This window comes from Streptomyces sp. NPDC046261, from assembly GCF_040646235.1.
GTDB lineage: Bacteria > Actinomycetota > Actinomycetes > Streptomycetales > Streptomycetaceae > Streptomyces.
This window is the reverse complement of sequence record NZ_JBEYZU010000010.1, coordinates 63,740-86,569: the sequence shown is the minus strand read 5'-3', so window position 1 is coordinate 86,569 and position 22,830 is coordinate 63,740. Positions and strand designations below refer to the sequence as shown.

The 22,830-nt window shown below is 74.5% G+C and carries 21 protein-coding genes; 4 read left to right on the top strand and 17 right to left on the bottom strand.

Going from position 1 to position 22,830, the window contains the following annotated elements; translation table 11 throughout:
• Nucleotides 1–54 precede the first annotated feature (54 nt).
• Nucleotides 55–537, top strand: coding sequence for a rhodanese-like domain-containing protein (locus tag ABZ956_RS19665; RefSeq protein WP_361894902.1), 483 nt, complete (start codon nucleotides 55–57; stop codon nucleotides 535–537).
• On the opposite strand, the gene ABZ956_RS19660 is transcribed toward ABZ956_RS19665, so the two are convergent.
• The 5 genes from ABZ956_RS19660 to ABZ956_RS19640 all read right to left on the bottom strand — a co-directional run bounded on the left by ABZ956_RS19660 (nucleotide 483) and on the right by ABZ956_RS19640 (nucleotide 7,004).
• Nucleotides 483–1,421, bottom strand: coding sequence for an ATP-grasp domain-containing protein (locus ABZ956_RS19660; RefSeq protein ID WP_361894899.1), 939 nt, complete (start codon nucleotides 1,419–1,421; stop codon nucleotides 483–485). The two genes, ABZ956_RS19665 and ABZ956_RS19660, sit on opposite strands and share 55 nt — an antisense overlap.
• Before the next feature lie 23 nt (nucleotides 1,422–1,444).
• Nucleotides 1,445–3,130 carry a DUF885 domain-containing protein gene (locus tag ABZ956_RS19655; RefSeq protein ID WP_361894896.1) on the bottom strand — a complete coding sequence of 562 codons (1,686 nt, stop codon included), beginning with the start codon at nucleotides 3,128–3,130 and terminating at the stop codon, nucleotides 1,445–1,447.
• 49 nt (nucleotides 3,131–3,179) lie between these two features.
• On the bottom strand, nucleotides 3,180–4,592 hold the full coding sequence (locus tag ABZ956_RS19650) for a GNAT family N-acetyltransferase (protein WP_361894893.1): 1,413 nt from the start codon (nucleotides 4,590–4,592) through the stop codon (nucleotides 3,180–3,182).
• 117 nt (nucleotides 4,593–4,709) lie between these two features.
• Complete coding sequence (locus ABZ956_RS19645; protein ID WP_361894890.1) at nucleotides 4,710–6,071, bottom strand: NAD(P)/FAD-dependent oxidoreductase; 1,362 nt, start codon at nucleotides 6,069–6,071, stop codon at nucleotides 4,710–4,712.
• A 102-nt stretch (nucleotides 6,072–6,173) separates the two neighbouring features.
• Nucleotides 6,174–7,004 carry an alpha/beta hydrolase gene (locus ABZ956_RS19640; protein ID WP_361894887.1) on the bottom strand — a complete coding sequence of 277 codons (831 nt, stop codon included), beginning with the start codon at nucleotides 7,002–7,004 and terminating at the stop codon, nucleotides 6,174–6,176.
• A gap of 147 nt (nucleotides 7,005–7,151) precedes the next feature.
• Between ABZ956_RS19640 and ABZ956_RS19635 the strand changes: the two genes are divergently transcribed.
• On the top strand, nucleotides 7,152–8,045 hold the full coding sequence (locus tag ABZ956_RS19635; RefSeq protein ID WP_361894884.1) for an RNA polymerase sigma-70 factor: 894 nt from the start codon (nucleotides 7,152–7,154) through the stop codon (nucleotides 8,043–8,045).
• Between the two features lie 20 nt (nucleotides 8,046–8,065).
• Here ABZ956_RS19635 and ABZ956_RS19630 read toward each other — a convergent pair whose 3' ends face one another.
• Nucleotides 8,066–8,824: an SDR family oxidoreductase gene (locus tag ABZ956_RS19630; RefSeq protein ID WP_361894881.1), complete on the bottom strand. Its 759-nt coding sequence runs from the start codon at nucleotides 8,822–8,824 to the stop codon at nucleotides 8,066–8,068.
• 177 nt (nucleotides 8,825–9,001) lie between these two features.
• On the opposite strand from ABZ956_RS19630, the gene ABZ956_RS19625 reads away from it, so the two are divergent.
• The gene (locus ABZ956_RS19625; RefSeq protein WP_361894878.1) at nucleotides 9,002–9,751 is read left to right on the top strand and encodes a GntR family transcriptional regulator; all 750 of its coding nucleotides are present in this window, start codon (nucleotides 9,002–9,004) and stop codon (nucleotides 9,749–9,751) included.
• A gap of 7 nt (nucleotides 9,752–9,758) precedes the next feature.
• Here ABZ956_RS19625 and ABZ956_RS19620 read toward each other — a convergent pair whose 3' ends face one another.
• The 11 genes from ABZ956_RS19620 to bioB all read right to left on the bottom strand — a co-directional run bounded on the left by ABZ956_RS19620 (nucleotide 9,759) and on the right by bioB (nucleotide 21,530).
• Nucleotides 9,759–10,916: an ROK family protein gene (locus ABZ956_RS19620; protein ID WP_361894875.1), complete on the bottom strand. Its 1,158-nt coding sequence runs from the start codon at nucleotides 10,914–10,916 to the stop codon at nucleotides 9,759–9,761.
• A 109-nt stretch (nucleotides 10,917–11,025) separates the two neighbouring features.
• On the bottom strand, nucleotides 11,026–11,568 hold the full coding sequence (gene mug / locus ABZ956_RS19615; protein ID WP_361895152.1) for a G/U mismatch-specific DNA glycosylase: 543 nt from the start codon (nucleotides 11,566–11,568) through the stop codon (nucleotides 11,026–11,028).
• On the bottom strand, nucleotides 11,565–12,998 hold the full coding sequence (gene purB / locus ABZ956_RS19610) for an adenylosuccinate lyase (RefSeq protein WP_361894872.1): 1,434 nt from the start codon (nucleotides 12,996–12,998) through the stop codon (nucleotides 11,565–11,567). The genes mug and purB overlap by 4 nt, the downstream gene beginning before the upstream one ends.
• A gap of 83 nt (nucleotides 12,999–13,081) precedes the next feature.
• A complete protein-coding gene (locus tag ABZ956_RS19605; protein WP_361894869.1) occupies nucleotides 13,082–13,864 on the bottom strand; it encodes an SGNH/GDSL hydrolase family protein in 783 nt (260 codons plus the stop codon).
• Between the two features lie 74 nt (nucleotides 13,865–13,938).
• Entirely contained in the window at nucleotides 13,939–14,952 is a 1,014-nt protein-coding gene (locus tag ABZ956_RS19600; protein WP_361894866.1) for a hemolysin family protein, read from the bottom strand.
• Nucleotides 14,949–16,295 carry a hemolysin family protein gene (locus ABZ956_RS19595; protein WP_361894863.1) on the bottom strand — a complete coding sequence of 449 codons (1,347 nt, stop codon included), beginning with the start codon at nucleotides 16,293–16,295 and terminating at the stop codon, nucleotides 14,949–14,951. Before ABZ956_RS19595 ends, ABZ956_RS19600 begins: the two co-directional genes overlap by 4 nt.
• Before the next feature lie 173 nt (nucleotides 16,296–16,468).
• Nucleotides 16,469–17,347, bottom strand: coding sequence for an LLM class F420-dependent oxidoreductase (locus tag ABZ956_RS19590; RefSeq protein WP_361894860.1), 879 nt, complete (start codon nucleotides 17,345–17,347; stop codon nucleotides 16,469–16,471).
• Between the two features lie 100 nt (nucleotides 17,348–17,447).
• Entirely contained in the window at nucleotides 17,448–18,128 is a 681-nt protein-coding gene (locus ABZ956_RS19585) for a methyltransferase domain-containing protein (protein ID WP_361894857.1), read from the bottom strand.
• A 97-nt stretch (nucleotides 18,129–18,225) separates the two neighbouring features.
• Complete coding sequence (gene bioD / locus ABZ956_RS19580; protein ID WP_361894854.1) at nucleotides 18,226–18,939, bottom strand: dethiobiotin synthase; 714 nt, start codon at nucleotides 18,937–18,939, stop codon at nucleotides 18,226–18,228.
• Between the two features lie 55 nt (nucleotides 18,940–18,994).
• Nucleotides 18,995–20,299, bottom strand: coding sequence for an adenosylmethionine--8-amino-7-oxononanoate transaminase (locus ABZ956_RS19575; RefSeq protein WP_361894851.1), 1,305 nt, complete (start codon nucleotides 20,297–20,299; stop codon nucleotides 18,995–18,997).
• Nucleotides 20,292–21,530: a biotin synthase BioB gene (gene bioB, locus ABZ956_RS19570; protein ID WP_361894848.1), complete on the bottom strand. Its 1,239-nt coding sequence runs from the start codon at nucleotides 21,528–21,530 to the stop codon at nucleotides 20,292–20,294. The genes ABZ956_RS19575 and bioB overlap by 8 nt, the downstream gene beginning before the upstream one ends.
• A 147-nt stretch (nucleotides 21,531–21,677) precedes the next feature.
• On the opposite strand from bioB, the gene ABZ956_RS19565 reads away from it, so the two are divergent.
• On the top strand, nucleotides 21,678–22,829 hold the full coding sequence (locus ABZ956_RS19565; RefSeq protein WP_361894845.1) for an 8-amino-7-oxononanoate synthase: 1,152 nt from the start codon (nucleotides 21,678–21,680) through the stop codon (nucleotides 22,827–22,829).
• Nucleotide 22,830: the final 1 nt, after the last annotated feature.

The window sequence follows — 22,830 nt, the reverse complement described above, 5'->3', positions numbered from 1 at the left end:
TTTCCCGAGGATCACGGGTTCCCGTGCGTGATCAAGGACCGTAGATTTTCGGGCATGACAGCAACCGCCGCCCCGCAGGCCACCAGCTCCGTCCTCGCCGTTCCCCCGGCCGCCCCCGGCGACGCCGCGGCCTACTTCGCCGCCCGTCTCGCCTTCCACACCGACGTCGCCGACGTCCACGCCGCCCTGGCCGCCGGCCACGCCGACTTCGCGGTGGTCGACTCCCGCTCCACCCAGTCCTGGGACCAGGGCCACGTGCCGGGCGCCGTGCACCTGCCGACCGCGCAGATCCCCGCTCTCGCCGCCGAGTTCCTCGACCCGGCCGTCCCGGTGGTCGTCTACTGCTGGGGGCCGGGCTGCGACGGCGCCACCCGCGCGGCCCTGGCCCTGGCCCGCCTGGGCTACCGCGTCAAGGAGATGCTCGGCGGCATCGAGTACTGGATCCGCGAGGGCTACGCCGTCGAGACCTGGGAGGGCACCCGTCAGCTCCCGGCCGATCCGCTGACCGCACCGCTCGACGGGGAATGCGGCTGCTGACGCGCGGCCGCCGGCCGCGGGCGGGCGCCGGCCAGCGCCCGCAGCAGCGGCCGCGGGTCCGTGTCCCGGGGCAGGTCGCTGACCTGGCCGTCCCCGACCTCCACCACGCGCCACACCCCGTCCTCGCGCAGCGCGAGATCGGTGGTCACGAACCGGCACCCGAGCGCCGCCACACAAGGGGCCACCGCCTCGGTCGCCGGGTCCGGCCGCAGGCCGGGGCTGTCCGGGTGGGCGGTGGTCAGCACCGGGACGCCGTCCACCCACCACACGCGGGCCTCGCCCGCCGCCGAGAAGCGCTCGAAGGCCCGCACCACGACGCCGCCGGCGAGAAAGGCGCCCTGGAGCTCGACGAGACGGGCGACCACGGCCGCCGTCCGGGCCGTGTCGGCCAGGTCCGGGACGTAGCACGCCTCGTGCCACTCGTGCTTGCGCGACTTCACATAGTCCTTGACCACCGCCGGCCCGCCGCCCAGCGGCGCGGTGGCGGCCGCCAGCTCCGCCGCCGAGGGAGCGCGGCCCGGCTCGGCCGGGAGCCAGACGCCCCGCGGGGTGAGGGCGCTGAACGTGCCGTACCAGCCGGGCAGTTCATGGGCGCGCCGATAGTCCTCCGCCCCCGTCAGCAGCGTGACCCCGCGGTCCGCGAGGGCGCCCGCCAGCCGCGCGTACCGTCCGGAGGGCACCATCCAGCCGCGGTACCACGCCGCCCCGGCCCCGCGTGGCACACCGGCGACCGCTGCCGCGGCGTCCCCGGCGAGCAGGGCGTCGTGGTCGAGCAGGGCGACCCGCAGCCCGAGCTCGCGGGCGGCCCGCACCTCGCCGGTGAAGTGCGGGTCCGCCCGCCGGGGACCGAGCGGGTCGCCACAGAAAATGATCAAAGGTGCCATCGCGGCACCCTAGTCGATGCCCCTCACAGCGCCGACAGCTCCGCGACCAGGTCGTCCAGGCCCAGCGAACCCTGGGACAGCGCCGCCATGTGCCAGGCCTTGGCGTCGAAGGCGTCGCCGTGGGCCTTGCGGGCGGCCTCGCGGCCGGTGAGCCACGCGCGCTCGCCGAGCTTGTAGCCGATCGCCTGGGCCGGCATGCCCAGGTAGCGCACCAGCTCGCTGTCGACGAAGTCCGCCGGGCGGCCGCTGTGCATGCCGAAGAACTCCCGCGCCAGCTCCGGCGTCCAGCGCTCGCCCGGGTGGAAGGGCGAGTGGCCGGGGATCTCCAGCTCCAGGTGCATGCCGATGTCGATGATCACCCGGGCGGCGCGCATCATCTGGGCGTCCAGATACCCCAGCCGGCGCTCGGGATCGGTGAGGAAGCCCAGCTCGTCCATGAGCCGCTCCGCGTACAGCGCCCAGCCCTCGCAGTTGGCGCTGACCAGGCCGACGGTGGCCTGGTAGCGCGAGAGGCGGTCCGCCACGTGCACCCACTGCGCGAGCTGCAGGTGATGGCCGGGAACACCCTCGTGGTACCAGGTCGACACCAGGTCGTACACGGGGAAGCGGGTCTCGCCCATCGTGGGCAGCCAGGTGCGGCCGGGGCGGGAGAAGTCCTCCGACGGCTGGCTGTAGTACGGGGCCGCGGCGCCGCCGGGCGGGGCGATGCGGGACTCGACGCGCTTGACGCGCTCGGCCAGCTCGAAGTGGGTGCCGTCCAGCGCCTCGATGGCCTCGTCCATCAGCTCCTGCAGCCAGACGCGGGTCTCCTCCACTCCCTCGATGTGGGTGCCGTGCGCGTCGAGGTGGGCCAGGGCCTCCCAGGGCGTCTTCGCGCCCGGCAGGATCTTCTCGGCCTCGACGCGCATCTCGCCGAGGATGCGGTGGAATTCGGACCAGCCGTAGGCGTACGCCTCGTCCAGGTCGAGGTCGGTGCCGTTCCAGTAGCGCGACCAGCGCGCGTACCGCTCGCGCCCCACCACGTCCGGGGCACCCTCGACGGCCGGGGCGTAGACGTCGCGCAGCCAGTCGCGCAGTGCGGCCAGGCCGCCCGTCGCGACGCCGGCCGCCTCGTCCAGCTCGTCGCGCAGCTCCTTGGGCCCGGCGGCCGTGAAGTCGCCGAACCAGCCGGTGCCGGTGCCGATCCACTGGTCCAGCTGGCCGATGACGGTGCTCACCTGGCGCGGACCGCCCGGCAGCCCGCGCTCGACACCCTCGGCGAGCGAGGCGCGGTAGCCCTCGAGCGCCGCGGGGACCGCCCGCAGCCGCTCGGCGACCGCCGACCAGTCCTCCTCGGTCTCCGTCGGCATCAGGGTGAAGACCTCGCGCACCGCGTGCAGCGGCGAGTGGATGTTGCTGACCGTGCGCAGCGGCTCCCCCGCCTCGTGCACGGCGAGTTCGGCGGTCAGCCGCTCGCGCAGCAGCCGGGCGCAGCGCCGTTCGCTGTCGCTGTCCGCGCCCGGCCGCGCCTCGGCCTCCTCCAGCGCCCGCAGCGTCGTCCGGGCCAGGTCGGCCAGGGCCTCCTGCCCCGCCGGAGAGAAGTCCGGCAGTCGTCGCGCGGACTCCGCGATGCCCAGGAAGGTACCGGTGATGGGGTCGAGTTCGGTGAACGCCTCTACGTAGGAGTCGGCGACCTGACGGGGCAGCGGAGTGTTCGTGGAGTTCGGCATGTGCCCATCCTCGTATGCCCGGGGTGGCCGCGTCAGGGGTATTTTTCCGTTAGTTGTCCGAAACCCGGCGCACCGTCGCGGACGTGGGGCGGGCCGCCGCGGGGACGGCGGCGAGCCGGGCGGTGATCACCAAGGTGCCCTCCTCTATCTGGTAGTCCAGCGGCAGGCCCAGGGCGCGCATGGCCCCCACCATGCCGGTGTTGGAGGCCGTGGTGACCGCGTACACGCTCTCGCAGCCCGCCTCGCCGGCCATGGCGATCAGCCGGCGCAGCAGCTCGCCGCCGACCCCGCGCCGCTGCCAGTCGTCCTCGACGAGCAGCGCGACCTCGGTCTCGTTGCCGTCCCACAGCAGATGGCCGAGGGCGACGAGCCGGCCGGAGGCGGTGTACGCGGCCAGGGTGCGGCCGAAGCGCGGGCTGAGCAGGTGGCGCAGGTAGCGGTCGGCGTCGGTGACGGGACCGTGGTAGCGCCGGTTGAGCGTCGCGTTGGAGCAGCGGTCGTGCATGGCGCGGGCGGGCCCGAGGTCGGCGGCGTCGGCCCGGCGGACGGTGATCTCGTTGCCCTCGGGCAGTGTCAGCACGTCGCGGCGCGGCGGTACGCGCGGGCCCAGCCGGGCGTCGAGCTCGACCAGCGCCCGGGCACGGGCGAACTCGGTGGGGGTGAAGGGCAGATACGGGCGTTCGATGGTGATCGACCCGCCGGAGGGGTCGCGCAGCCGCAGTACCGTCTCCTCCCACACCCCCTCCTCCGGCACGGCTTCGGCCAGGGCCCCGGTGTGGGGGGAGCGGGCCGGTATCGAGTGGATGGTGCAGCGTCCGAGCAACTGCCGGAGGGCGAGAGGGAGTTCGGCGGCGTCCAGGGCGGTGCGGGTGGCGAGGCCCAGGATCCGGGTCGGGGCGTCCACGAGGTCGTGGGCGTCGGCCCGCTCCAGCCAGGTCTCGCGGCCGCCGCCGCGCGCGGCGGCCCGGGTCAGCTCGGCCGGCGCGAGGGCCGCGGGGGCGCGCAGCAACAGCTCGTCGACGGTGCCGTCGGCCAGGGGATGGGTCTGCAGGGCGAGTATGTCGACGCGGCACTCGGCCAGGGCCAGGCACAGCGCGGCCAGGCTGCCCACCTCGTCGCGCACGGTGGTACGCATCCGCCACAGCGTGGTGTCGCCGTCCGAGGGAGCGGCGTCGGTGGTGCGGGCCGGCGCCGCGCCGGCATCGGCGGCTTCCGCGGCGGGCGGCGGGGGAGTGTGGCCCCGGCGCCGGGACCACCACGTGTGGAAGCCGGCCGTGGCCAGCAGGGCGGCGGCCGAGCTGACCAGCAGGGCGGGCCCGTCGGGGCCGTGCGCGACCGTGTTGGCGACGGCGTCGGCAGCGGCGACCGCCGTGAACAGGGCGGCCAGTTCCACCAGGTCCCGGCGCCAGTGGTGGTGGCCGTGGTGCCGGGGGGAGCTCTTCGCGAAGGTCTCGTCGGTCATGCCCCCACCCTTGCCGAGCGGTGTTGCGTGATCACGAACGTCCTGTGTCCGACGGGTAAAGGACACATCTGTCCGGGTCCGGACGATCCGGGCGCGCCCCGGCCGCCCGGGCGGCGCTCAGCCGCGCAACTCCCGCAGCGCGTCCTCCACCCCGCGGTGGAAGGTCGGGTACGCGTAGATCATGTGCCGGAGCGCCTCGACCGGCACCGTGGCCTGGACCGCCACCGCCAGCCCGTACATCACCTCGCCGCCCATCGGCCCCGCCGCGGTCGCGCCCACCAGCACGCCCCGGTCCGCGTCCTCGACGAGCTTGACCAGTCCCTCGTTGCCCGCCTTGTGGATCCAGCCGCGGGCCGAGGACGGCACCCGGGCCACGCCCGTGCGCACCCGCAGCCCCTTCTCGCGGGCCTGCTTCTCGGTCAGGCCCACCGCCCCCACCTCGGGGTCGGTGAAGGTCACCCGGGGCAGGGCGCGGTAGTCGGCGTCCGGGCCGGGCTCGCCCAGCACGGCCCGGATCACGATCTCCGCCTGGTACATCGCCAGATGGGTGAACGCCCCGTGCCCGGTCACATCGCCCACGCCCCACAGCGCCGGCGCGGCGAGCATCTGCCCGTCGGTGCGCAGGGCCCGCGCGGCGGGGTCCAGCCCCACGGTGTCCAGGCCGAGGGCGGAGAGGTCCGCCCGGCGGCCGGTGGCCACCAGCAGCTGATCTCCCGTCAGCTCGGCGCCGTCCTCGAGGGTCAGCGTGAACGCGTCGCCGCTGTGCCGGACCCGGCCGACCCGCGCGCCCGTCCGCACCGTCAGCCCCTCGCCGCGCAGCACCCCGGTCAGCAGCTCGCCGGCCTCCGGCTCCTCGGCCGGGAGCAGCCGGTCGAGCGCCTCCACCACCGTGACGTGGGTGCCGAAACGGGCGTAGACCTGGGCCAGCTCCAGCCCGACCGCGCCCCCGCCCAGCACCAGCAGCGTGCCCGGCGGCTCCTTCGCGGCGATCGCGTCGCGGTTGGTCCAGTACGGCACGGCGTCGAGCCCCGGCACCGGCGGGATCTGCGGCCGGCTGCCCGTGGCGAGGACGATGCCGCGCCGCGCCTCGAACACCTCGCCGCCGGCCTCCACCCGCCCCGGGCCGGCCAGCCTGCCGTGGCCGCGCACCAGGCGGCCGCCCTTGCCGGTGAAGCGGTCGGCGGCCACCTGGTCGTTCCAGTCGTCGGTGGCCTCGTCGCGGACGCGGTCGGCCACCGGCGCCCAGTCGGCCGAGACGCGGGCGGTGCCCGCCATGCCGGGCACCCGCCGCGCCTCCGCCAGCAGATTCCCGGCGCGGATCATCATCTTGCTGGGCACGCATCCCCAGTACGGGCACTCGCCGCCCACCAGCTCCGCCTCGACGCCCACCACGCTCAGCCCGGCCTCGGCGAGCCGCCCGGCCACGTGCTCGCCGCCCGGACCCATGCCGATGACGACGACATCCACCTGTTCGGCCACAGCACCGCACCTTCCTCGCGCCGGCTTCGGGTGCCCACCACCTTCCCACCGCGCCGCGAAGGCGTCACTGTCCGACGCGCGCCCCTCGCGTCGCCGCCCGGGTCAGCGCGAGCCGTCGAGGATGACGCGGGCGACCAGCGCCGGGTCGTCGTTCATCGGGACATGACCACAGCCCGGCAGCCGTACGAGCCGGGCGCCCGGGATCGCCTTCTTGGCCCGCACGCCCTGGCCGCGGAGGAGCACCCGGTCGTTGGTGCCCCAGGCGATGGTGACCGGCACCTCCGCCACGTCGTGGGTGAAGCGGACCGAGCGGCCCGCCGTGAGCACGGCCTCGAAGCCGGACGCCTCGCGCAGCGCCCGCGTCTCGGCGACCACGGCGTCGGGCGAACGGCGGCCGGGCCGGGCGTAGATGGGGCTGACCAGCGCCGCCCGGCCCACGGCCGTACGGGCCAGCCGGGCCACCGTCTGCTCCGGCAGCCGCAGCGCGCCCTGGCGCATGGCCATCAGCACCCCGAAGGCGTAGCGGCGCTCGGCCTCGGTCCAGAATCCGCCGGGGGACAGCGCGGTGACGGAGCGTACGAGCTTGTCGTGACCGAGCTGCAGGGCGAGCAGCCCGCCCAGGGAGTTGCCCGCGACATGCGGTCGCCCGAGGTTCAGCGCGTCGAAGAAGGCGCCCAGCACGGGGACCACGCCGCTCAGGTCGTAGGGGATCCCGTCGGGCAGCGCGGGGGAGCGGCCGAAGCCCGGCAGGTCCACGGCGACGACGTCGCGCTCGGCGGCGAGGATGCCCACCACCGGGTCCCATGCCTGCAGGTGGTGGCCGATGCCGTGCAGCAGCACCAGCGGCTCGCCGCCGCCGAGCCGCTCGTACGCCACCCCGACCGTGCGCTGCCCGGCCGGGGTGTCGATGGTGAAGGAGATCGTCTCGGTCATGGCTCGGCTCCTCGTCATCCGTGGGGCGACGTACCGAGACAGGATGTCAGCAGCGGTTACCACTGGGTAGACCCCGGGCGGCACGGCGGCCGCTCCGCCCCGGTGAGACCCGGTTCACGTGGACAATCCCCGGCCACCTCGGGTGGGATGGGCCGGGTGAGCGCACCTGACGCCGGGCTCGAGGCCTTCGAGGAACACCGCACCACGCTGACCGGCGTGGCCTACCGCATGCTCGGCCGGTTCGCCGACGCGGAGGACGTCGTCCAGGAGGCATGGCTGCGCTGGTCCACCGCGGACCGCGGGGCCGTGCGGGACGCGCGCGGCTATCTCGTGCGCGTCACCACCCGGCTCGCCATCGACCGGCTGCGTCAGGCGCAGGCGCGCCGCGAGGCGTATGTGGGGCCCTGGCTGCCGGAGCCCGTCATCACCGACTTCGGCGCGACAGTGCCCGACACGGCCGAGCGCGCGGTGCTCGCCGACTCCGTCTCCCTCGCCGTGCTCGTCGTCCTCGAATCCCTCTCGCCGCTGGAGCGCGCGGTCTTCGTCCTCCGCGAGGCGTTCGGCTTCCCCTACCAGGAGATCGCGGAGACGCTCGACCGCTCGGAGGCGGCCGTGCGCCAGCTCGCCGGGCGGGCACGCCGTCATGTGGAGGAACGCAAGCCGCGCTTCGACGTCGACCCGGCCCGCCGGCGCGACCTCACCGAGCGCTTCCTCGCCGCCGCCACCGGCGGCAGCATCGACGACATGCTCGACCTGCTCGCCCCCGACGTCCGGCTCGTCAGCGACGGCGGCGGCAAGGCGAAGGCCGCGCTGCGCGTCATCGAGAGCGCCGGGAAGGTCGGGCGCTTCCTGCTGGCCGTCGCCGGCAAGGAGACCCCCCGCCCGGAGGTCCGCCTCGCGGAGGTCAACGGGGCCCCGGCCGTGCTGGTGCTCGCCGGCGGACGCACCGATTCCGTCCTCAGCGTCGAGGTCGCCGACGGCCGGATCGCCGAGGTCTACATCATCCGCAACCCCGACAAGCTGACGGCCTTGCAGCCCTGACCACGCCCGGCCGGGGCCGGTCAGAGCCCTCCGGCCACCCGCAGCACCGCGCCGGTGGTGTACGACGCCTCCGGCGACAGCAGCCAGGCCACCGCTCCCGCGACCTCCTCCGGCTCGCCGGGGCGGCCCATGGGGATGCGGTCGGCCGCGCGCCAGGGCCGGTCCGGGTCGCCCATCGCCGCGTGAATGCCGGTCACGATCGCCCCGGGCTGCACCGCGTTGACCCGTATGCCCTCCGGGGCCAGCTCCTTGGCCAGCCCCACGGTCATCGCGTCCACCGCGGCCTTGCTCGCGGCGTAGTGCACGTACTCGCCGGGGCTGCCCAGCGTCGCGGCGGTCGAGGAGATGTTCACGATCGCACCGCCGCGGCCGCCGTGGCGCGTGGACATCTCCAGCGCCGCCCGGCGGGCACAGATCAGCGTGCCCAGCACGTTGACATCGACGACCCGGCGCATCCGTTCCACGGGAGTCTCGGTGAACCGGCCCAACAAGCCCGTGATCCCGGCGTTGTTCACCAGACCCGTGACCGGCCCCAGTTCCTCCTTCACTATCGCGAAGAAGTCGTCGACCTGTCGCTCGTCGCCGGTGTCGACCCGGACCGCCGCACAGGCCACGCCCTCGGCGCGCACGGCGTCCGCCGTCCTCTCCGCCGCCTCCCGCGCCCGTTCGTAGCCGATGGCCACGCGGTGCCCGGCGCGACCCAGCCGCACCGCCACCGCCGCACCGATGCCCCTGCCCCCTCCGGTCACCACCGTGACCTGGTCCGACGCCCGCTCCATCGCTCCTGCCCCCCGTCACGCGACCGAATGATTACCGACGGTACCTCAGCCCTCTGACAGCGGCCGGAGCGGGATGCCATTGGTCTTGACCAAGTACGCACACCGTCCTATGGTCGCAGGCATACTGCAACAACCTTTAATAAAGAAGCGCGCGAAAAGCCTTTGCGGAGGATCAGGGTGGGGACCACGCAGCTGGAAACGGTGCCGGAACCGAAGTACTGGCACCTGAAGACCGTCCTCAGCGACGCACTCGACTCGGAGTTCGCCGTGGGCGAGATCCTGCCGAACGAGCGCGAGCTCGCGGCCCGCTTCGGCGTGGCCCGCGCCACGCTCCGTCAGGCGCTCGAACAGCTCGAGCTGGAGGGCCGCCTCCAGCGCCGCCGGGGCGTCGGCACCACCGTCGCCCCGCCCCGCGTGGGCGTCGCCGTCGCCGACGCCGCCCACGCCTGGCCCGGCACGGCGGCCGACGCCTGGCAGCCCGTCGACAGCACCGAGGCCGTACCCCCCGCCACGGTCGCCCGACTCCTGGCCACCGGCCCCGGCCAGGACGTGCACATCGTGCGCCGCACCCGCAAGACGCGCGGTCAGCCCGTCGCCGCCGAGCTGCTGTACGTCCCCGCGAGCAGCGTCCCCGGCCTCGCCGCCATCGACGCGCCCACCGGGACGGCCCGCGCCCGCGCCGTGCTGCGCGAGCTGCAGCGCCTGCAACTGGAGGGCCAGGACCAGGCGGTGGAGCTCGGCTCCGCCCGCGCCGACGACGCCAAGCAGCTCGACCGGCTCCCCGGCGCACCCGTGCTCGTCGTCACCACCCGCTACGTCTCCGGCGGCCGCACCGCGGCCGTCGCCGTCGCCACCTACCGTGCCGACACCTGCCGGCTCACCTTCGGGGACGCCGGCGGCGCGGAGGTGCAGCTCCTCGCGGGCTGACGGCCGCTCAGCGGCGCGCCGTGACCGTGCTCTCGACCGCGAAGAGCTGCTTCTCCACGTGGTCGAGGGCCAGCCGCAGCGCACCCGTGGCCACCGCGGCCTCGCCGAGCAGCGACTGCGCCACCTGCGGCGGCCGCAGGCAGTAGCGGGCCAGCTCGGCCCGCAGCGGCTCCAGGACCCCGTTCAGGTGGGCGGCCCAGCCGCCCACCACGACCAGCTCCGGGTCGAGCGCCAGCACCAGCGCCGCCACGTCGTGCACCAGGCGACGCAGATACCGCTCCACCGCCGCCCGGGCCCGCTCGTCACCCTGCTCCGCGCGGGCGAACACCCGCGCCACCTGCGCCTCGTCGAGCGGGTGCAGCGGCTCCCCGGTGGTGGACAGCACCTCCTCGGGAGTGGCCTCCCGGCCCAGCAGGTGCAGGGCGCCGATCTCCCCGGCCGCGCCCCCGAAGCCCCGGTGCAGCCGTCCGCCGATCAGCGACCCGGCCCCCGGGCTCAGCCCCGCCAGTACGAAGACCACGTCGTCGGAGGCGGTCGCCGCGCCCTTCCAGTGCTCGGCGACGGCGGCGGCGTTGGCGTCGTTCTCCACCAGCACCGGGCAGCGGAACGAGCGCCGCAGCCGCTCCCCGAGCGGCAGCCCCGTCCACTGCGGCAGCGCCGTCCCCAGCCGTACGGTCCCGTCCGCCTCCACGATGCCGGGGGTGGCCACGCCCACCGCCCGCAGCGAACCACGCGGCACCCCGGCGCGCCGGAGCAGGTCGGCGACGGCCACCCGGACCTGCTCCAGGCGCTCGTCCGCCGGAGCCGTCGCGGAGACCTCCACGTGGGCCGAGCCCATCACCCGTCCGCCGAGGTCCGCCAGCAGCGCGGCGATGCGGTGCGGCCCGATCTCGATGCCCAGCAGATGGCCGGCCTCCACCCGGAACCGGAAGCGTCGCGCCGGGCGGCCCTGACGGCGCGCCGCGTTCTCGTCGGCGGGCGCCTCCACCACCAGGCCGGAGCCGATCAGGCCCTCGACGACGCCCTCCACGGTCGGCCGCGACAGTCCGGTGACGTTGACCAGGTCGGTGAGGGTGGGCGCCTGGGCGGCGCGCAGGGCGTGCAGCACCACGGCCGAATTGATCCGCCGCAACAGAGACGGGTCCCCGCCGGTGAGCCGCCCCAACGTGCCGCCTCCTCGCTTTGCGCGCCCTTTGCCCGCACGGATCGTATCCGGTCAACCGGAACCCGGCGAGCCTCGGGAGCCCCGCCGGTGGTGACGGCGGGGCGGGCGATCAGCCGGTGCCGTCGGCGGCGGCGCGCAGCCGCGCGAACTCCTCCGCCATCTTCGGCAGCGGCCAATGGGCGTTGAGCCCGCTGGGATTGGGCAGCGCCCAGACACGGGTGGTGCCGATGGTGCGTTCCTGAGGGCCGATCTTCGCGTGCCGGTCGCCGAAGGCGACGCGATAGGCGGTGACCCCGACGACCGCCAGCCAGCGGGGCCGCAGCAGCTCCACCTTCTCGGTGAGGACGCGGCCCCCTTCGCGGAACTCGGCGTCGCTGATCTCGTCGGCGCGCGCCGAGGCCCGGGCGACGACGTTGGTGATGCCGAGCCCGTACTCCAGGAGCTCCCGCTCCTCGGCGGGGAGCAGCCGGCGCGGCGTGAAGCCCGAGGCGTGCAGCACGGGCCAGAAGCGGTTGCCCGGCCGGGCGAAGTGGTGGCCGGTGGCGGCCGACATCAGGCCCGGGTTGATGCCACAGAACAAGACACGGAGGCCGTCCGCGACCACGTCCGGAACGAGACGGTCGCGGGCGGCCTCCAGCTCCTGGGGTGTCAGAGGATCGCCCCCGGCGCGTACGCGGCGGCCTCCGGGTGCCGCTTGGCGATCTCCTCGACGCGGGCGACCACCGAGGCCACCTGGTCGCTCGCGGCACCGGTGAACGACAGCTTGTCGGCCATCAGCGCGTCCAGGGCGGCGCGGTCCAGCGGGATGCGCGCGTCGGCGGCGAGCTTGTCGAGCAGCTCGTTGCGCTCGGCGCCCTGCTCGCGCATCGCGAGCGCCGAGGCCACCGCGTGCTCCTTGATGACCTCGTGCGCGACCTCGCGGCCGACGCCGGCGCGCACCGCGCCCATCAGCACCTTGGTGGTGGCGAGGAACGGCAGGTAACGGTCCAGCTCGCGAGCCACGACGGCCGGGAAGGCACCGAACTCGTCGAGGACGGTCAGGAACGTCTCGAGCAGGCCGTCCAGCGCGAAGAACGCGTCCGGCAGCGCGACGCGGCGCACCACCGAGCAGGAGACGTCGCCCTCGTTCCACTGGTCGCCCGCCAGCTCGCCGGTCATCGAGGCGTAGCCGCGCAGGATGACCATCAGGCCGTTGACGCGCTCGCAGGAGCGGGTGTTCATCTTGTGCGGCATCGCGGACGAGCCGACCTGGCCCGGCTTGAAGCCCTCGGTCACCAGCTCGTGGCCGGCCATGAGCCGGATCGTCTTGGCGAGCGAGGAGGGCGCGGCGGCCAGCTGCACCAGCGCGGTGACCACGTCGTAGTCCAGGGAGCGCGGGTAGACCTGGCCGACGGAGGTGAAGGCGTGCGCGAACCCGAGGTGGGCGGCGATGCGCTGCTCCAGCTCGGCCAGCTTCGCGGCGTCGCCGCCGAGCAGGTCGAGCATGTCCTGGGCGGTGCCGACGGGGCCCTTGATGCCGCGCAGCGGGTAGCGGGCCAGCAGCTCCTCGGTGCGGCCGAAGGCGACGAGCAGCTCGTCGGCGGTGGTCGCGAAGCGCTTGCCGAGGGTGGTGGCCTGGGCGGCGACGTTGTGCGAACGGCCCGCCACGACCAGCTCGGCGTGGTCGGCGGCGAGCTTGCCGAGCCGGGTCAGGACGGCGACGACGCGGTCGCGCACCAGCTCGAGCGAGAGCCGGATCTGCAGCTGCTCGACGTTCTCCGTCAGGTCGCGGGAGGTCATGCCCTTGTGGACGTGCTCATGGCCGGCGAGGGCGTTGAACTCCTCGATGCGGGCCTTCACGTCGTGCCGGGTGACCTTCTCGCGCTCGGCGATCGAGGCCAGGTCGACCTGGTCCAGGACGCGCTCGTAGTCGGCGAGGGCGGCGTCCGGCACCTCGATCCCCAGGTCCTTCTGCGCACGGAGCACGGCGAGCCACAGCCGCCGCTCCAGCGTCACCTTGTACTCGGGGGACCACAGCACGGCGAGCTCCGCGGAGGCGTAGCGGCCGGCCAGGACATTGGGGATGCGGGGCTTTGCAGTCACGTGACGGAAGTCTACTGGCGATTCGCGCAGGCCAGCGCCCCGGTCCGGTTTGTGGGTTGCTACGAGAGCGCTTGGGCGAGTGGCTAGGGCAGCGGCTCGTACGGCAGCAGCTCGGCGCGCTTGGGCGGGCGGCCGTCCCCCGAGGAGCGTCCGGTGAGCCGGCGGCCGATCCAGGGGACCAGGTGTTCGCGGGCGAAGCGCACGTCGGAGGCGCGCCGGGTGGACCAGGCGGGGCGCAGGGCCGGCGGCAGCGGCTCGCGCCAGTCGGACTCCGGCGGGTGACCGAGCGCCTGCCACACGGCCTCGGCCACCCGCCGGTGGCCCTCGGCGTTCAGGTGCAGCCGGTCCTCGGCCCACAGCCGGGAATCGCCCAGCACCTCCGCGGAGAAGAGGTCGACGACCAGGGCGCCGTGCCGCTCGGCCAGCGTGTCGATGAAGTCGAAGAGCTGTTCCATGCAGGGCCGGAAGCGCTCCAGGACCGGCCCGCGCCGGCCGGGGCTGCGCATGAGCACCAGCTGCCGGCACCCCGGGGCCAGCCGGTCGGCGGCCTCCGCGAGGCGGGCGCACACCAGGTCCACGTCGCACTGCGGGCGCAGCACGTCGTTGAGGCCGCCCACCAGCGTCACCAGGTCCGCGCCCATGGCGGCCGCCACCGGCGCCTGCTCGTCCGCGATCTGGCCGATCAGCTTGCCGCGCACGGCGAGGTTGGCGTACCGGAAGCCGGGCGTGCGCGCCGCGAGGCGGGCGGCGAGCAGGTCGGCCCAGCCGCGGTAGGAGCCGTCCGGCAGGGCGTCGGACATGCCCTCGGTGAAGGAGTCGCCCACGGCGACGAAACTGGTGTGCGTGTATGCGGCATTCATCGGCATGGCGCCGTGATCCTATCGCCGCGCGGGGCGGCCGCGGCGCCCGGCCCCGGACGGGGCGGACGCCGCGGCCGTGCTCACTGCCGCGGGGCGACCAGCTGGCGCAGCACGTCCTCGAGGGTGACCAGGCCGGTCAGCCGGTTGTCCTCGCCGATGACCGCCGCGAGGTGGGCGCCCGTGCGGCTCATCGCCGGGATCACGTCGTCCAGCGGGGTGTCCGCCCGTACCCGGGCGATGGGGCGCATCCGGCGCAGCGGGAAGGGCATGTCGCGGGGCTTGGCGTCCAGGGCGTCCTTGACGTGCAGATAGCCCAGGATGCGCCCGGCGTCGTCGACGACGGGGAAGCGGGAGAAGCCGGAGGAGGCGGCGAGCCGCTCCAGTTCCTCGGGCGTGACCCCGAAGCGGGTGGAGACCACGCGCTCGATGGGCAGCACGACGTCCCCCACGGGGCGCTTGCCCAGCCCCAGGGCGTCCCGCAGGCGCCTGGTGGCGCGCTGGTCCAGCAGCCCGGCCTCGCTGGAGTCGGCGACCATGCGGGCGAGCTGGTCGTCCGAGAAGACGGCCGACACCTCGTTCTTCGGTTCGACGCGCAGCAGCTTCAGGAGCCCGTTCGCCAGCCCGTTGATCGCGAAGACGAACGGGCGCAGCGCCCGCGCCAGCGTCACCAGCGGCGGGCCGAGCAGCAGCGCGGTGCGCACCGGCTCGGCCAGCGCGATGTTCTTGGGCACCATCTCGCCGAAGAGCATGTGCAGGTACGTCGCCACGGCCAGCGCGATCACGAACGACACCGGGTGGACGAGCCCGTGCGGCAGCCCCACCACGTGGAAGAGCGGCTCCAGCAGGTGGGCGATGGCCGGTTCGGCGACGATGCCCAGCACCAGCGTGCACAGGGTGATGCCGAGCTGTGCGGCCGCCATCAGCGCCGAGACGTTCCGCAGGCCCCACAGCACGCTGCGGGCCCGCCGGTCGCCGCGTTCGGCGTACGGCTCGATCTGGCTGCGGCGCACGGAGATCATGCCGAACTCCGCGCCGACGAAGAAGGCGTTGGCGACCAGCGTCGCCAGCCCGATCAGCAGTTGGATCACGGTCATCGGCCGGCTCCGTCACCAGGGGCGGCGTCGGCGCCGGGCGGCAGCGGGGCGGTCAGCCGCACGCGGGCGGCGCGCCGCCCGGACGCGTCGGTCACCTCGATCCGCCAGCCGGCGACCTCCACCGTGTCGCCCTCGGCCGGGATGCGGCCGAGCACGGTGGCGACGAGGCCGGCCAGGGTCTCGTACGGGCCGTCCGGTGCCCGCAGCCCGATGTGCTCGAGCTGGTCGGTGCGGGTGGCGCCGTCGGCGTCGTAGAGCGTGCGGCCCCCGCCGTCCTCGCCGGCCGGGGCCAGGTCGGGCAGCTCGTGCGGGTCGTGCTCGTCGCGGACCTCGCCGACGACCTCCTCGATGATGTCCTCCAGGGTGACCACGCCGGCCGTGCCGCCGTACTCGTCGATGACCACGGCCATGCTGCGCTTGGCGGAGAGCCGGTCCAGCAGCCGGTCCACGGTCAGCGACTCCGGGACCAGCAGCGGTTGCCGCAGGAACGTGGTGACGGGACGGTGGTGGCGCTGCTCGGCCGGTATGGCGAGCACGTCCTTGATGTGGGCGATGCCGACGACCGCGTCGAGGCTGCCCCGGTAGACGGGGAAGCGCGACAGGCCGGTGGCCCGGGTGGCGTCGGCGACGTCCTCGGCGGTGGCCCGGGCGTCGAGGGCGGTGACCTGGACGCGCGGGGTCATGACGTTCTCGGCCGTGAGGTCGGCGAGGTTGAGGGTGCGGACGAACAGCTCGGCGGTGTCCGCCTCCAGCGCCCCCTCCTTGGCGGAGTGCCGGGCCAGGGCGGCGAGCTCCCGGGGGCCGCGCGCGGTGGCGAGCTCCTCGGCGGGCTCCAGGCCCATGCGGCGCACGACGTGGTTGGCGCTGTTGTTCAGGTGCCGGATCAGCGGGCGGAAGGCGGCGCTGAAGGCGCGCTGCGGGCCCGCGACCCGCTTCGCCACCGGCAGCGGCCGGGAGATCGCCCAGTTCTTGGGGACGAGCTCCCCGACGACCATCAGCACCACCGTGGAGATCACGGTGCCCAGGATCAGGGCCGCCGAGGACGCCGCCGAGGCGGGCAGGCCGAGCGCCTCGACGGGGCCCGTGAGCAGCGCCGCGATCGACGGCTTGGAGATCATGCCGATGATCAGGCCCGTGACGGTGATGCCGAGCTGGGCGCCGGAGAGCTGGAAGGTGAGACCGCGGACGGCCTTGAGGGCGCCTTCGGCGCCGCGCTCACCGCGCTCGGCCGCCCGCTCCAGCTCGGCGCGCTCGACGGTGGTGAGCGAGAACTCCGCCGCCACGAAGACGGCGCAGGCGAGCGTCAGGAGCAGGGCGAGCACCAGGAGGAGGACTTCGGTCATCGGTTCACCTCCGTCCCATGATCGGGCAGGGGAGGAGGGACCGCGCGATGTCGGCTCCGGGGACTACTGGGGGGCTCGCCCATGGGCGGACGCTCACACCTTTCGCTGGGAGGTCACCGGTGGACCCGGTGGCTGACCCTCAAGGGTAAAGGACCGGCAAAGCCGCGGGCGAGTCAGCCCCGGAGCTCCTCGATCACGGGGGCGAACGCCTCCATGTACGGCTCCAGCACCGTGAAGTAGCTGAAGCCGAAGCGCTCGCGGTGGCCCCGGACGCGCTCGGCGATCTCCTTCACCGAGCCGGCCAGCAGGGCGGGGTGCTCCAGGACCTCGTCCTCGGACATGTCCCCCACATGGCCCATCAGGTCGCGGATCTTGGCGCGTGGGTCACCGCCGGCCACCACGATCTGCACCAGGTAGTTGAGCTCGGCGGGCTCGGCCCGGTCGCCCTCGAAGCCGCGGTAGGCCGCCACGCGCTCCTCCAGCTCGGTGGGGCTGATCAGCCGCAGCGCCCCGTCCGGCCCGGTCGCCCCGCCGGTGAAGGCCGCGATGTCCGCGTGCCGGGCCGTCAGCCGCAGCACGCGGTTGCCGTTGCCGCCGAGCAGCAGCGGGGGGCGCGGCGACTGTGCCGTCGCCGGCCGGTGCTCCGGGTCGGCGAGCAGCCGGTTCAGCTCGGTGACCGTGCGCTCCAGGTGGTCGACCCGCTCGCGCGGCGAGCCGAACGGCAGTCCGGCACTGTCGTGTTCGGCCTGGACGTAACCGGTGCCCAGCCCCAACTCCAGTCTGCCGCCCGTGAGCTGATCGGTGGAGGCCACCTCCCGCGCCAGCAGCGCGGGGTTGTAGAAGCCCGCGTTGAGGACGAACGTGCCCACGCGCGGGCGCTCGGTGGCCTCGGCGGCGGCCACGAGCGAGGGGAACGGCGCGGGCATGCCGAGGTGGTCGGGCACGAGGATGACGTCATAGCCCATCGCCTCGGCCCGACGGCACTTCGCACGCCATTCGGCGGAGGTACCGCTGTCGAGCATGTTGACGGCGAAGCGGAACGGACGTGACATGAGAAACCCCCTGGATGTCGTTGGGAAGCAACGTACCGGAGGATGGCTCCGTTTGTCCGGTGGGGGCCCTCCTTCGTGAGCCGGCTCACTCGGCGGGCACTCAGGGCCCCGGCTCGGCCGGGCGCCGGGCCACCCCCAGCACGCACGAGGAAGCCGGCATCGGCACTCTGCTCCGCGGCACCCGCAGCCGTCGGTAGTCGCCCATGTCGAACCCCGCCGCCTCGATCGACGCCAGCGGATCACGGGCGGTGTGACAGCCGCCGAACAGCAGCGGCCACACCGTGCGGTCCAAGGCCCGCTGCACATCCGCCAGCACCCGCCCCCGCGCGATGCCGTGTTCGAAGAACCGCAGCTCGCCGCCCGGCTTCAGCACACGCCGCAGCTCCGCCAGCGAGCGCCGCACGTCCCGCACCGAGCACAGCACCAAGGACACCACGGCCGCGTCGAACGCCTCGCTCTTGACCGGCAGCGCCTCCGCCACGCCCGGCACCACGTCCACCGGCACGCCCGCCCGGACCGCCGCGTCCACCGCCAGCCGGCGCAGCCGCCGCTCCGGCTCGATCGCCACCACCTCCGAGACGGTGCCGGGGTAGTGGGCGAAGTTCAGACCGTTGCCGGCGCCGATCTCGATGACCCTCCCGGAGAGCCCCGCCAGCAGGTCCCTGCGGTGCGCGCCCACATTGGCCCGCTCGTCGATGACCGGGCTCCACTTGGCGTAGACGCGGGCGAAGACCGGATGGTGCACGGCGTCGTGCGGTGTTCTGGTGCTGCGGAGCGGCATGGGGCACCCCTTTCCGGGGATACGACGGCTACCGCGATTGTTCCCCGGCCAGGGGATTTATCCCCTCCCCGCCGCTTCGCCGTTTCCGCCCCGCGCCCTAGCGCTGCTCCTGCGCGAAGCGTTCCGCGTCCCAGACGCCGGACAGCCGCGGTGCCAGCCAGCTCGTCGCCATCGCGCGGAAGTCGCCGGGGGGCAGCGTGCCCGCGCCCTCCGGGACGGCCCCCAGCAAGGGCGCCCGGGCCGCCTCGGGCAGGTCGGCGAGGTTGCAGCGGGCGGCGAGGTCGGGCGTGGCCGGCCAACTGCCGATCACCACGCCCGCACAGCGCAGGCCGCGCGAGCGCAGGGCCTCGGCGGTCAGCGCCGTGGCGTTGAGCGTGCCCAGCCCCGCCTGCGCGACGATCAGTACCGGCACGTCCAGCAGCCGGGCCGCGTCCGCGAGCGTCGAGCCGGCCTCGTCCAGCCGTACGAGCAGCCCGCCCGCGCCCTCGACGAGGACCAGGTCGTGGGAGGCGGCCAGCTCGCCCGCCGCGCGCACGATCTCCCGCGGAGGCACCGGCGCCAGGCCGGCCCGGCGGGCGGCGGTGGCGGGCGCCAACGGCTCCGGGAAGCGCGCCAGTTCGACACCGGTGACCGGCCCGGCGAGCCGCAGCACCTCCGCGACGTCCCCCGGCTCGTCCGGCGCGACCCCGGTCTGGGCGGGCTTGAGCACCGCCACCGAGTGGCCGGCCGCCAGGGCCGCCGCCGCGACGGCGGCCGTCACCACGGTCTTGCCGACCTCCGTGCCCGTTCCCGTGACGACCATGACCGTCATGCTGTGCGCTCCGTTCTCTCGCGTTCCGTTCCCATGGCGCTTGCCGCCGTCCCGGTCAGCCCTGACGGGCGGCGGCGCGCACCCCGGCGCAGATCCTCGCCAGGTCCTCGTCGGAGGTGATGAACGGCGGCATGGTGTAGATCAGGTCCCCGAACGGCCGCAGCCACACGCCCTTCGCGACCGCCGCCCGCGTCGCCGCCGCCATGTCCACGGGATGGTCGAGCTGGACGACGCCGATCGCGCCGAGGACGCGTACGTCCCGTACGCCCGGCACCTCGGCCGCGGCGGCCAGCCCGTCGCGCAGCCCGGCCTCGATCCGCTTGACCTCCAACTGCCAGTCCTGCGAGAGCAGCAGCTCGAGCGAGGCGTTCGCGACCGCGCAGGCCAGCGGATTGCCCATGAACGTCGGACCGTGCGCCAGCACCGGCACCTCGCCCCGCGAGATGCCCTGTGCCACCCGCGTCGTGCACAGCGTCGCGGCCAACGACAGATAACCGCCGGTCAGCGCCTTGCCCACGCACATCACATCGGGGGAGACGCCCGCGTGCTCCGCCGCGAACAGCACGCCCGTGCGGCCGAAGCCCGTCGCGATCTCGTCGAAGATCAGCAGCACGTCGTGCTCGTCGCACGCCTCGCGCAGCATCGTGAGGTAGGCGGGGGAGTGGAAGCGCATGCCGCCCGCGTTCTGCACCACCGGCTCGACGATCACCGCGGCGAGCTCCTCGGCGTGCCGCCCGATCAGCTCCCGCACATGAGCGGCGTACGCCGGATCCGGCGCGGCGTCGAAGCCGGTGGGGGGCGCGTCCGCGAAAACCTGTCGGGGCAGGGCCCCGGACCACAGCGCGTGCATCCCGCCGTCCGGGTCGCACACCGACATCGGCTGCCAGGTGTCGCCGTGGTAGCCGCCCCGCCAGGTCAGCAGCCGTTGCTTGCGCGGCTGTCCCACCGACCGCCAGTACTGCAGGCACATCTTCACGGCGACCTCGACCGACACCGAGCCGGAGTCGGAGAGGAAGACGTGCTCGAGCTGGTCGGGCGTGATGTCCACCAGCCGCTTGGCGAGCCGCACGGCGGGCTCGTGCGTGAGCCCGCCGAACATCACATGGCTCACGCGTTCGAGCTGGTCCCGCGCCGCCTCGTTGAGCCGCGGGTGGTTGTAACCGTGGAGGGCGGACCACCACGAGGACATCCCGTCGACCAGCTCGCGCACCCCGGCGACCGGTTCGGCGAGCCGGAGCCGTACCCCGGACGCGGACTCCACGACCAGCGGGTCGACCCGCCCCGGCATCGGACCGTAGGGGTGCCAGACGTGCTGCTTGTCCAGGGCGAGCAACTCGCCCGCGGTGAGCGGCTCAGGCATTGGGCGGCAGGTCCGTCCCCGCGCCCCGGCGGCGCACGGCCACCAGGTCCGTACGGGCCTCGTCGGCCCCGGCCGCCGCCGGCTCCCCGGCCGCGCCCCCGTCGCCGCACGGCCCGCAGCCGCCGGCGCCGTGCGAGCCGCAACCGCCGGCCGCGCTCTCCCCGGCGCCGTGCGAGCCGCAGCCGCTCGCGCCGCGCGAGCCGCAGCCCGCGCCCGCGAGGGCGTCCGCGCGGTGCCCGGGCAGCGTCGTGGTGCCCGTGCCCTCCACCTCGAAGCCCGCGTCCGCGATCATCGCCAGGTCGGCCTTGCCCTCCTGGCCCTCGCTCGTCAGGTAGTCGCCGAGGAAGATCGAATTGGCCAGGTGCAGCGCCAGCGGCTGCATCGAGCGCAGGTGCACCTCACGGCCGCCCGCCAGCCGCACCTCCACGTCCGGGCAGACGAACCGCACCATCGCCAGGATGCGCAGAGCGCGCTGCGGGGTGAGGTTCCACTCCTTGGCCAGCGGCGTCCCCTCGAAGGGGATGAGGAAGTTGACCGGCACCGAGTCCGGGTCCAGCTCCCGCAGCGAGAACACCACGTCCACCAGGTCCGCGTCGCTCTCGCCCATGCCCGCGATCAGCCCCGAGCAGGCGGACATGCCCGCCGCCTGGGCCTGCTGCACCGTCTGTACCCGGTCGGCGTAGGTGTGGGTGGTGGTGATGCCGGCGTACGTCGCCTCGGACGTGTTGAGGTTGTGGTTGTAGGCGTCCGCACCCGCGGCGCGCAGTCGCTCCGCCTGGCCGTCGGAGAGCAGCCCGAGACACGCGCACACCTCGACGTCCGCGTTCTCCTCCTTGATCGCCTCGATGGTCTTCGAGACCCGGTCGACGTCGCGGTCGGTGGGCCCGCGGCCACTGGCCACCAGGCAGACCCGCTTGGCGCCGCCGGCGACCCCGGCGGCCGCCGCCTTCGACGCCTCGTCCGGCTTGAGCCAGGTGTACTTGAGGATCTCGGCCTTCGAGCCGAGCCGCTGAGAGCAGTACGAGCAGTCCTCGGGGCAGAGCCCGGACTTGAGGTTGACCAGATAGTTGAGCTTCACCCGCCGCCCGAACCACTTGCGGCGTACCTTCCCCGCCGCGGCCACCACGTCGAGCAGCTCGTCGTCGGAGGTCGCCAGCACGGCGAGCGCCTCTTCGCGGGTCGGCAGCTCCCGCCGCAACCCCTTGTCCACCAGCGTGTTCAGCAGGTCCATGGCGCAGATCCTCGCCTACGCCACCATCCCCGGCCAAGGAGAGATCGCACAACAGAGTCCGTTTGAGGTGTGTGTATCGCCACATCCTGCCCCGGCCCGGCGACGGCTAGGTTTTATGCAAACCCACCAAACGACGAGGGACGGCCGATGCCCCAGGACCCGTTCGACTGGATCGACGCGGAGCACGAGCGGCTGCGGGCCGCGGGTCTGGTGCGCACCCTCCGCCCCCGGGCGGCCGATTCCGCCCTCCTCGACCTGGCCGGCAACGACTACCTGGGCCTGACCCACCACCCCGAGGTCACCGAGGCCGCGGCGGATGCGGCGCGCCGCTGGGGCGCGGGCGCCACCGGTTCCCGCCTGGTCACCGGCAGCACCGCCCTGCACGCCCGGCTGGAGGCGGAGCTCGCCGCGTTCTGCGGCTTCGAAGCGGCCCTGGTCTTCTCCTCCGGCTACGCCGCGAACCTCGCCGCCGTCACCGCCCTGTCCGGGTCCGTGGGCTCGGGCACCCTCCTGGTCTGCGACGAGGGCAACCACGCCTCGCTCATCGACGGCTGCCGCCTGGCGCGCGCCGAGCGGACCGTCGTGCCGCACGCCGACCCGGAGGCCGTCCGCAAGAGCCTGGCCGCGCACCGGGGCCGGGCGATCGCCGTCACCGACTCGGTCTTCTCCGTCGACGGCGACGCCGCCCCCCTGCCCGCCCTCGCCGCGGCATGCCGGTCGGGCGGCGCGGCGCTGCTCGTGGACGACGCCCACGGGCTGGGGGTCCTCGGCGCGGGCGGCCGGGGCGCCGTGCACGCCGCGGGCCTGGCCGGCGACGGGGACGTCGTGGCCACGGTGACGCTCTCCAAGTCCCTCGGCAGCCAGGGCGGTGCGGTGCTCGGCCCCGCCCGGGTCATCGACCACCTCGTCAGCACCGCCCGCACCTTCATCTTCGACACCGGCCTCGCCCCGGCGGCGGCCGGCGCGGCGCTGGCGAGCCTTGAGGTGCTGCGCCGCGAGCCCGGCCGGGCCGGCAGGGTGCGGGCCGTGGCCACCGCACTGCACGGGCGGTTGACGGCGGCGGGGCTGACGGCGGTGCGCCCCGACGCGGCGGTGGTCTCCGTCCGGGCGCCCTCGCCCGCGGCGGCGGTGCGCTGGGCGGCCGACTGCCGTGCGGCCGGGCTGGCCGTCGGCTGCTTCCGGCCGCCGTCCGTGCCGGACGGCGTCTCGCGGCTGCGGCTGACCGCGCGGGCGGATCTGTCGGACGCCCAGGTCATGGCGGCGGCCGACGCGATCGTACGGACCGCGCCGGCCGCCTGAA

Coding starts and splice junctions, on each gene's coding strand:
- ABZ956_RS19635 (WP_361894884.1), top strand. CDS start 7,152: ATGGGCCGGGTGAGCGCACCTGACGCCGGGCTCGAGGCCTTCGAGGAA.
- bioD (WP_361894854.1), bottom strand. CDS start 18,939: ATGACGGTCATGGTCGTCACGGGAACGGGCACGGAGGTCGGCAAGACC.
- ABZ956_RS19655 (WP_361894896.1), bottom strand. CDS start 3,130: ATGCCGAACTCCACGAACACTCCGCTGCCCCGTCAGGTCGCCGACTCC.
- ABZ956_RS19595 (WP_361894863.1), bottom strand. CDS start 16,295: ATGACCGAAGTCCTCCTCCTGGTGCTCGCCCTGCTCCTGACGCTCGCC.
- ABZ956_RS19650 (WP_361894893.1), bottom strand. CDS start 4,592: ATGACCGACGAGACCTTCGCGAAGAGCTCCCCCCGGCACCACGGCCAC.
- ABZ956_RS19565 (WP_361894845.1), top strand. CDS start 21,678: ATGCCCCAGGACCCGTTCGACTGGATCGACGCGGAGCACGAGCGGCTG.
- ABZ956_RS19665 (WP_361894902.1), top strand. CDS start 55: ATGACAGCAACCGCCGCCCCGCAGGCCACCAGCTCCGTCCTCGCCGTT.
- ABZ956_RS19590 (WP_361894860.1), bottom strand. CDS start 17,347: ATGTCACGTCCGTTCCGCTTCGCCGTCAACATGCTCGACAGCGGTACC.
- ABZ956_RS19630 (WP_361894881.1), bottom strand. CDS start 8,824: ATGGAGCGGGCGTCGGACCAGGTCACGGTGGTGACCGGAGGGGGCAGG.
- ABZ956_RS19600 (WP_361894866.1), bottom strand. CDS start 14,952: ATGACCGTGATCCAACTGCTGATCGGGCTGGCGACGCTGGTCGCCAAC.
- bioB (WP_361894848.1), bottom strand. CDS start 21,530: ATGGACCTGCTGAACACGCTGGTGGACAAGGGGTTGCGGCGGGAGCTG.
- ABZ956_RS19605 (WP_361894869.1), bottom strand. CDS start 13,864: ATGCCGATGAATGCCGCATACACGCACACCAGTTTCGTCGCCGTGGGC.
- ABZ956_RS19575 (WP_361894851.1), bottom strand. CDS start 20,299: ATGCCTGAGCCGCTCACCGCGGGCGAGTTGCTCGCCCTGGACAAGCAG.
- ABZ956_RS19660 (WP_361894899.1), bottom strand. CDS start 1,421: ATGGCACCTTTGATCATTTTCTGTGGCGACCCGCTCGGTCCCCGGCGG.
- ABZ956_RS19585 (WP_361894857.1), bottom strand. CDS start 18,128: ATGCCGCTCCGCAGCACCAGAACACCGCACGACGCCGTGCACCATCCG.
- ABZ956_RS19640 (WP_361894887.1), bottom strand. CDS start 7,004: ATGACCGAGACGATCTCCTTCACCATCGACACCCCGGCCGGGCAGCGC.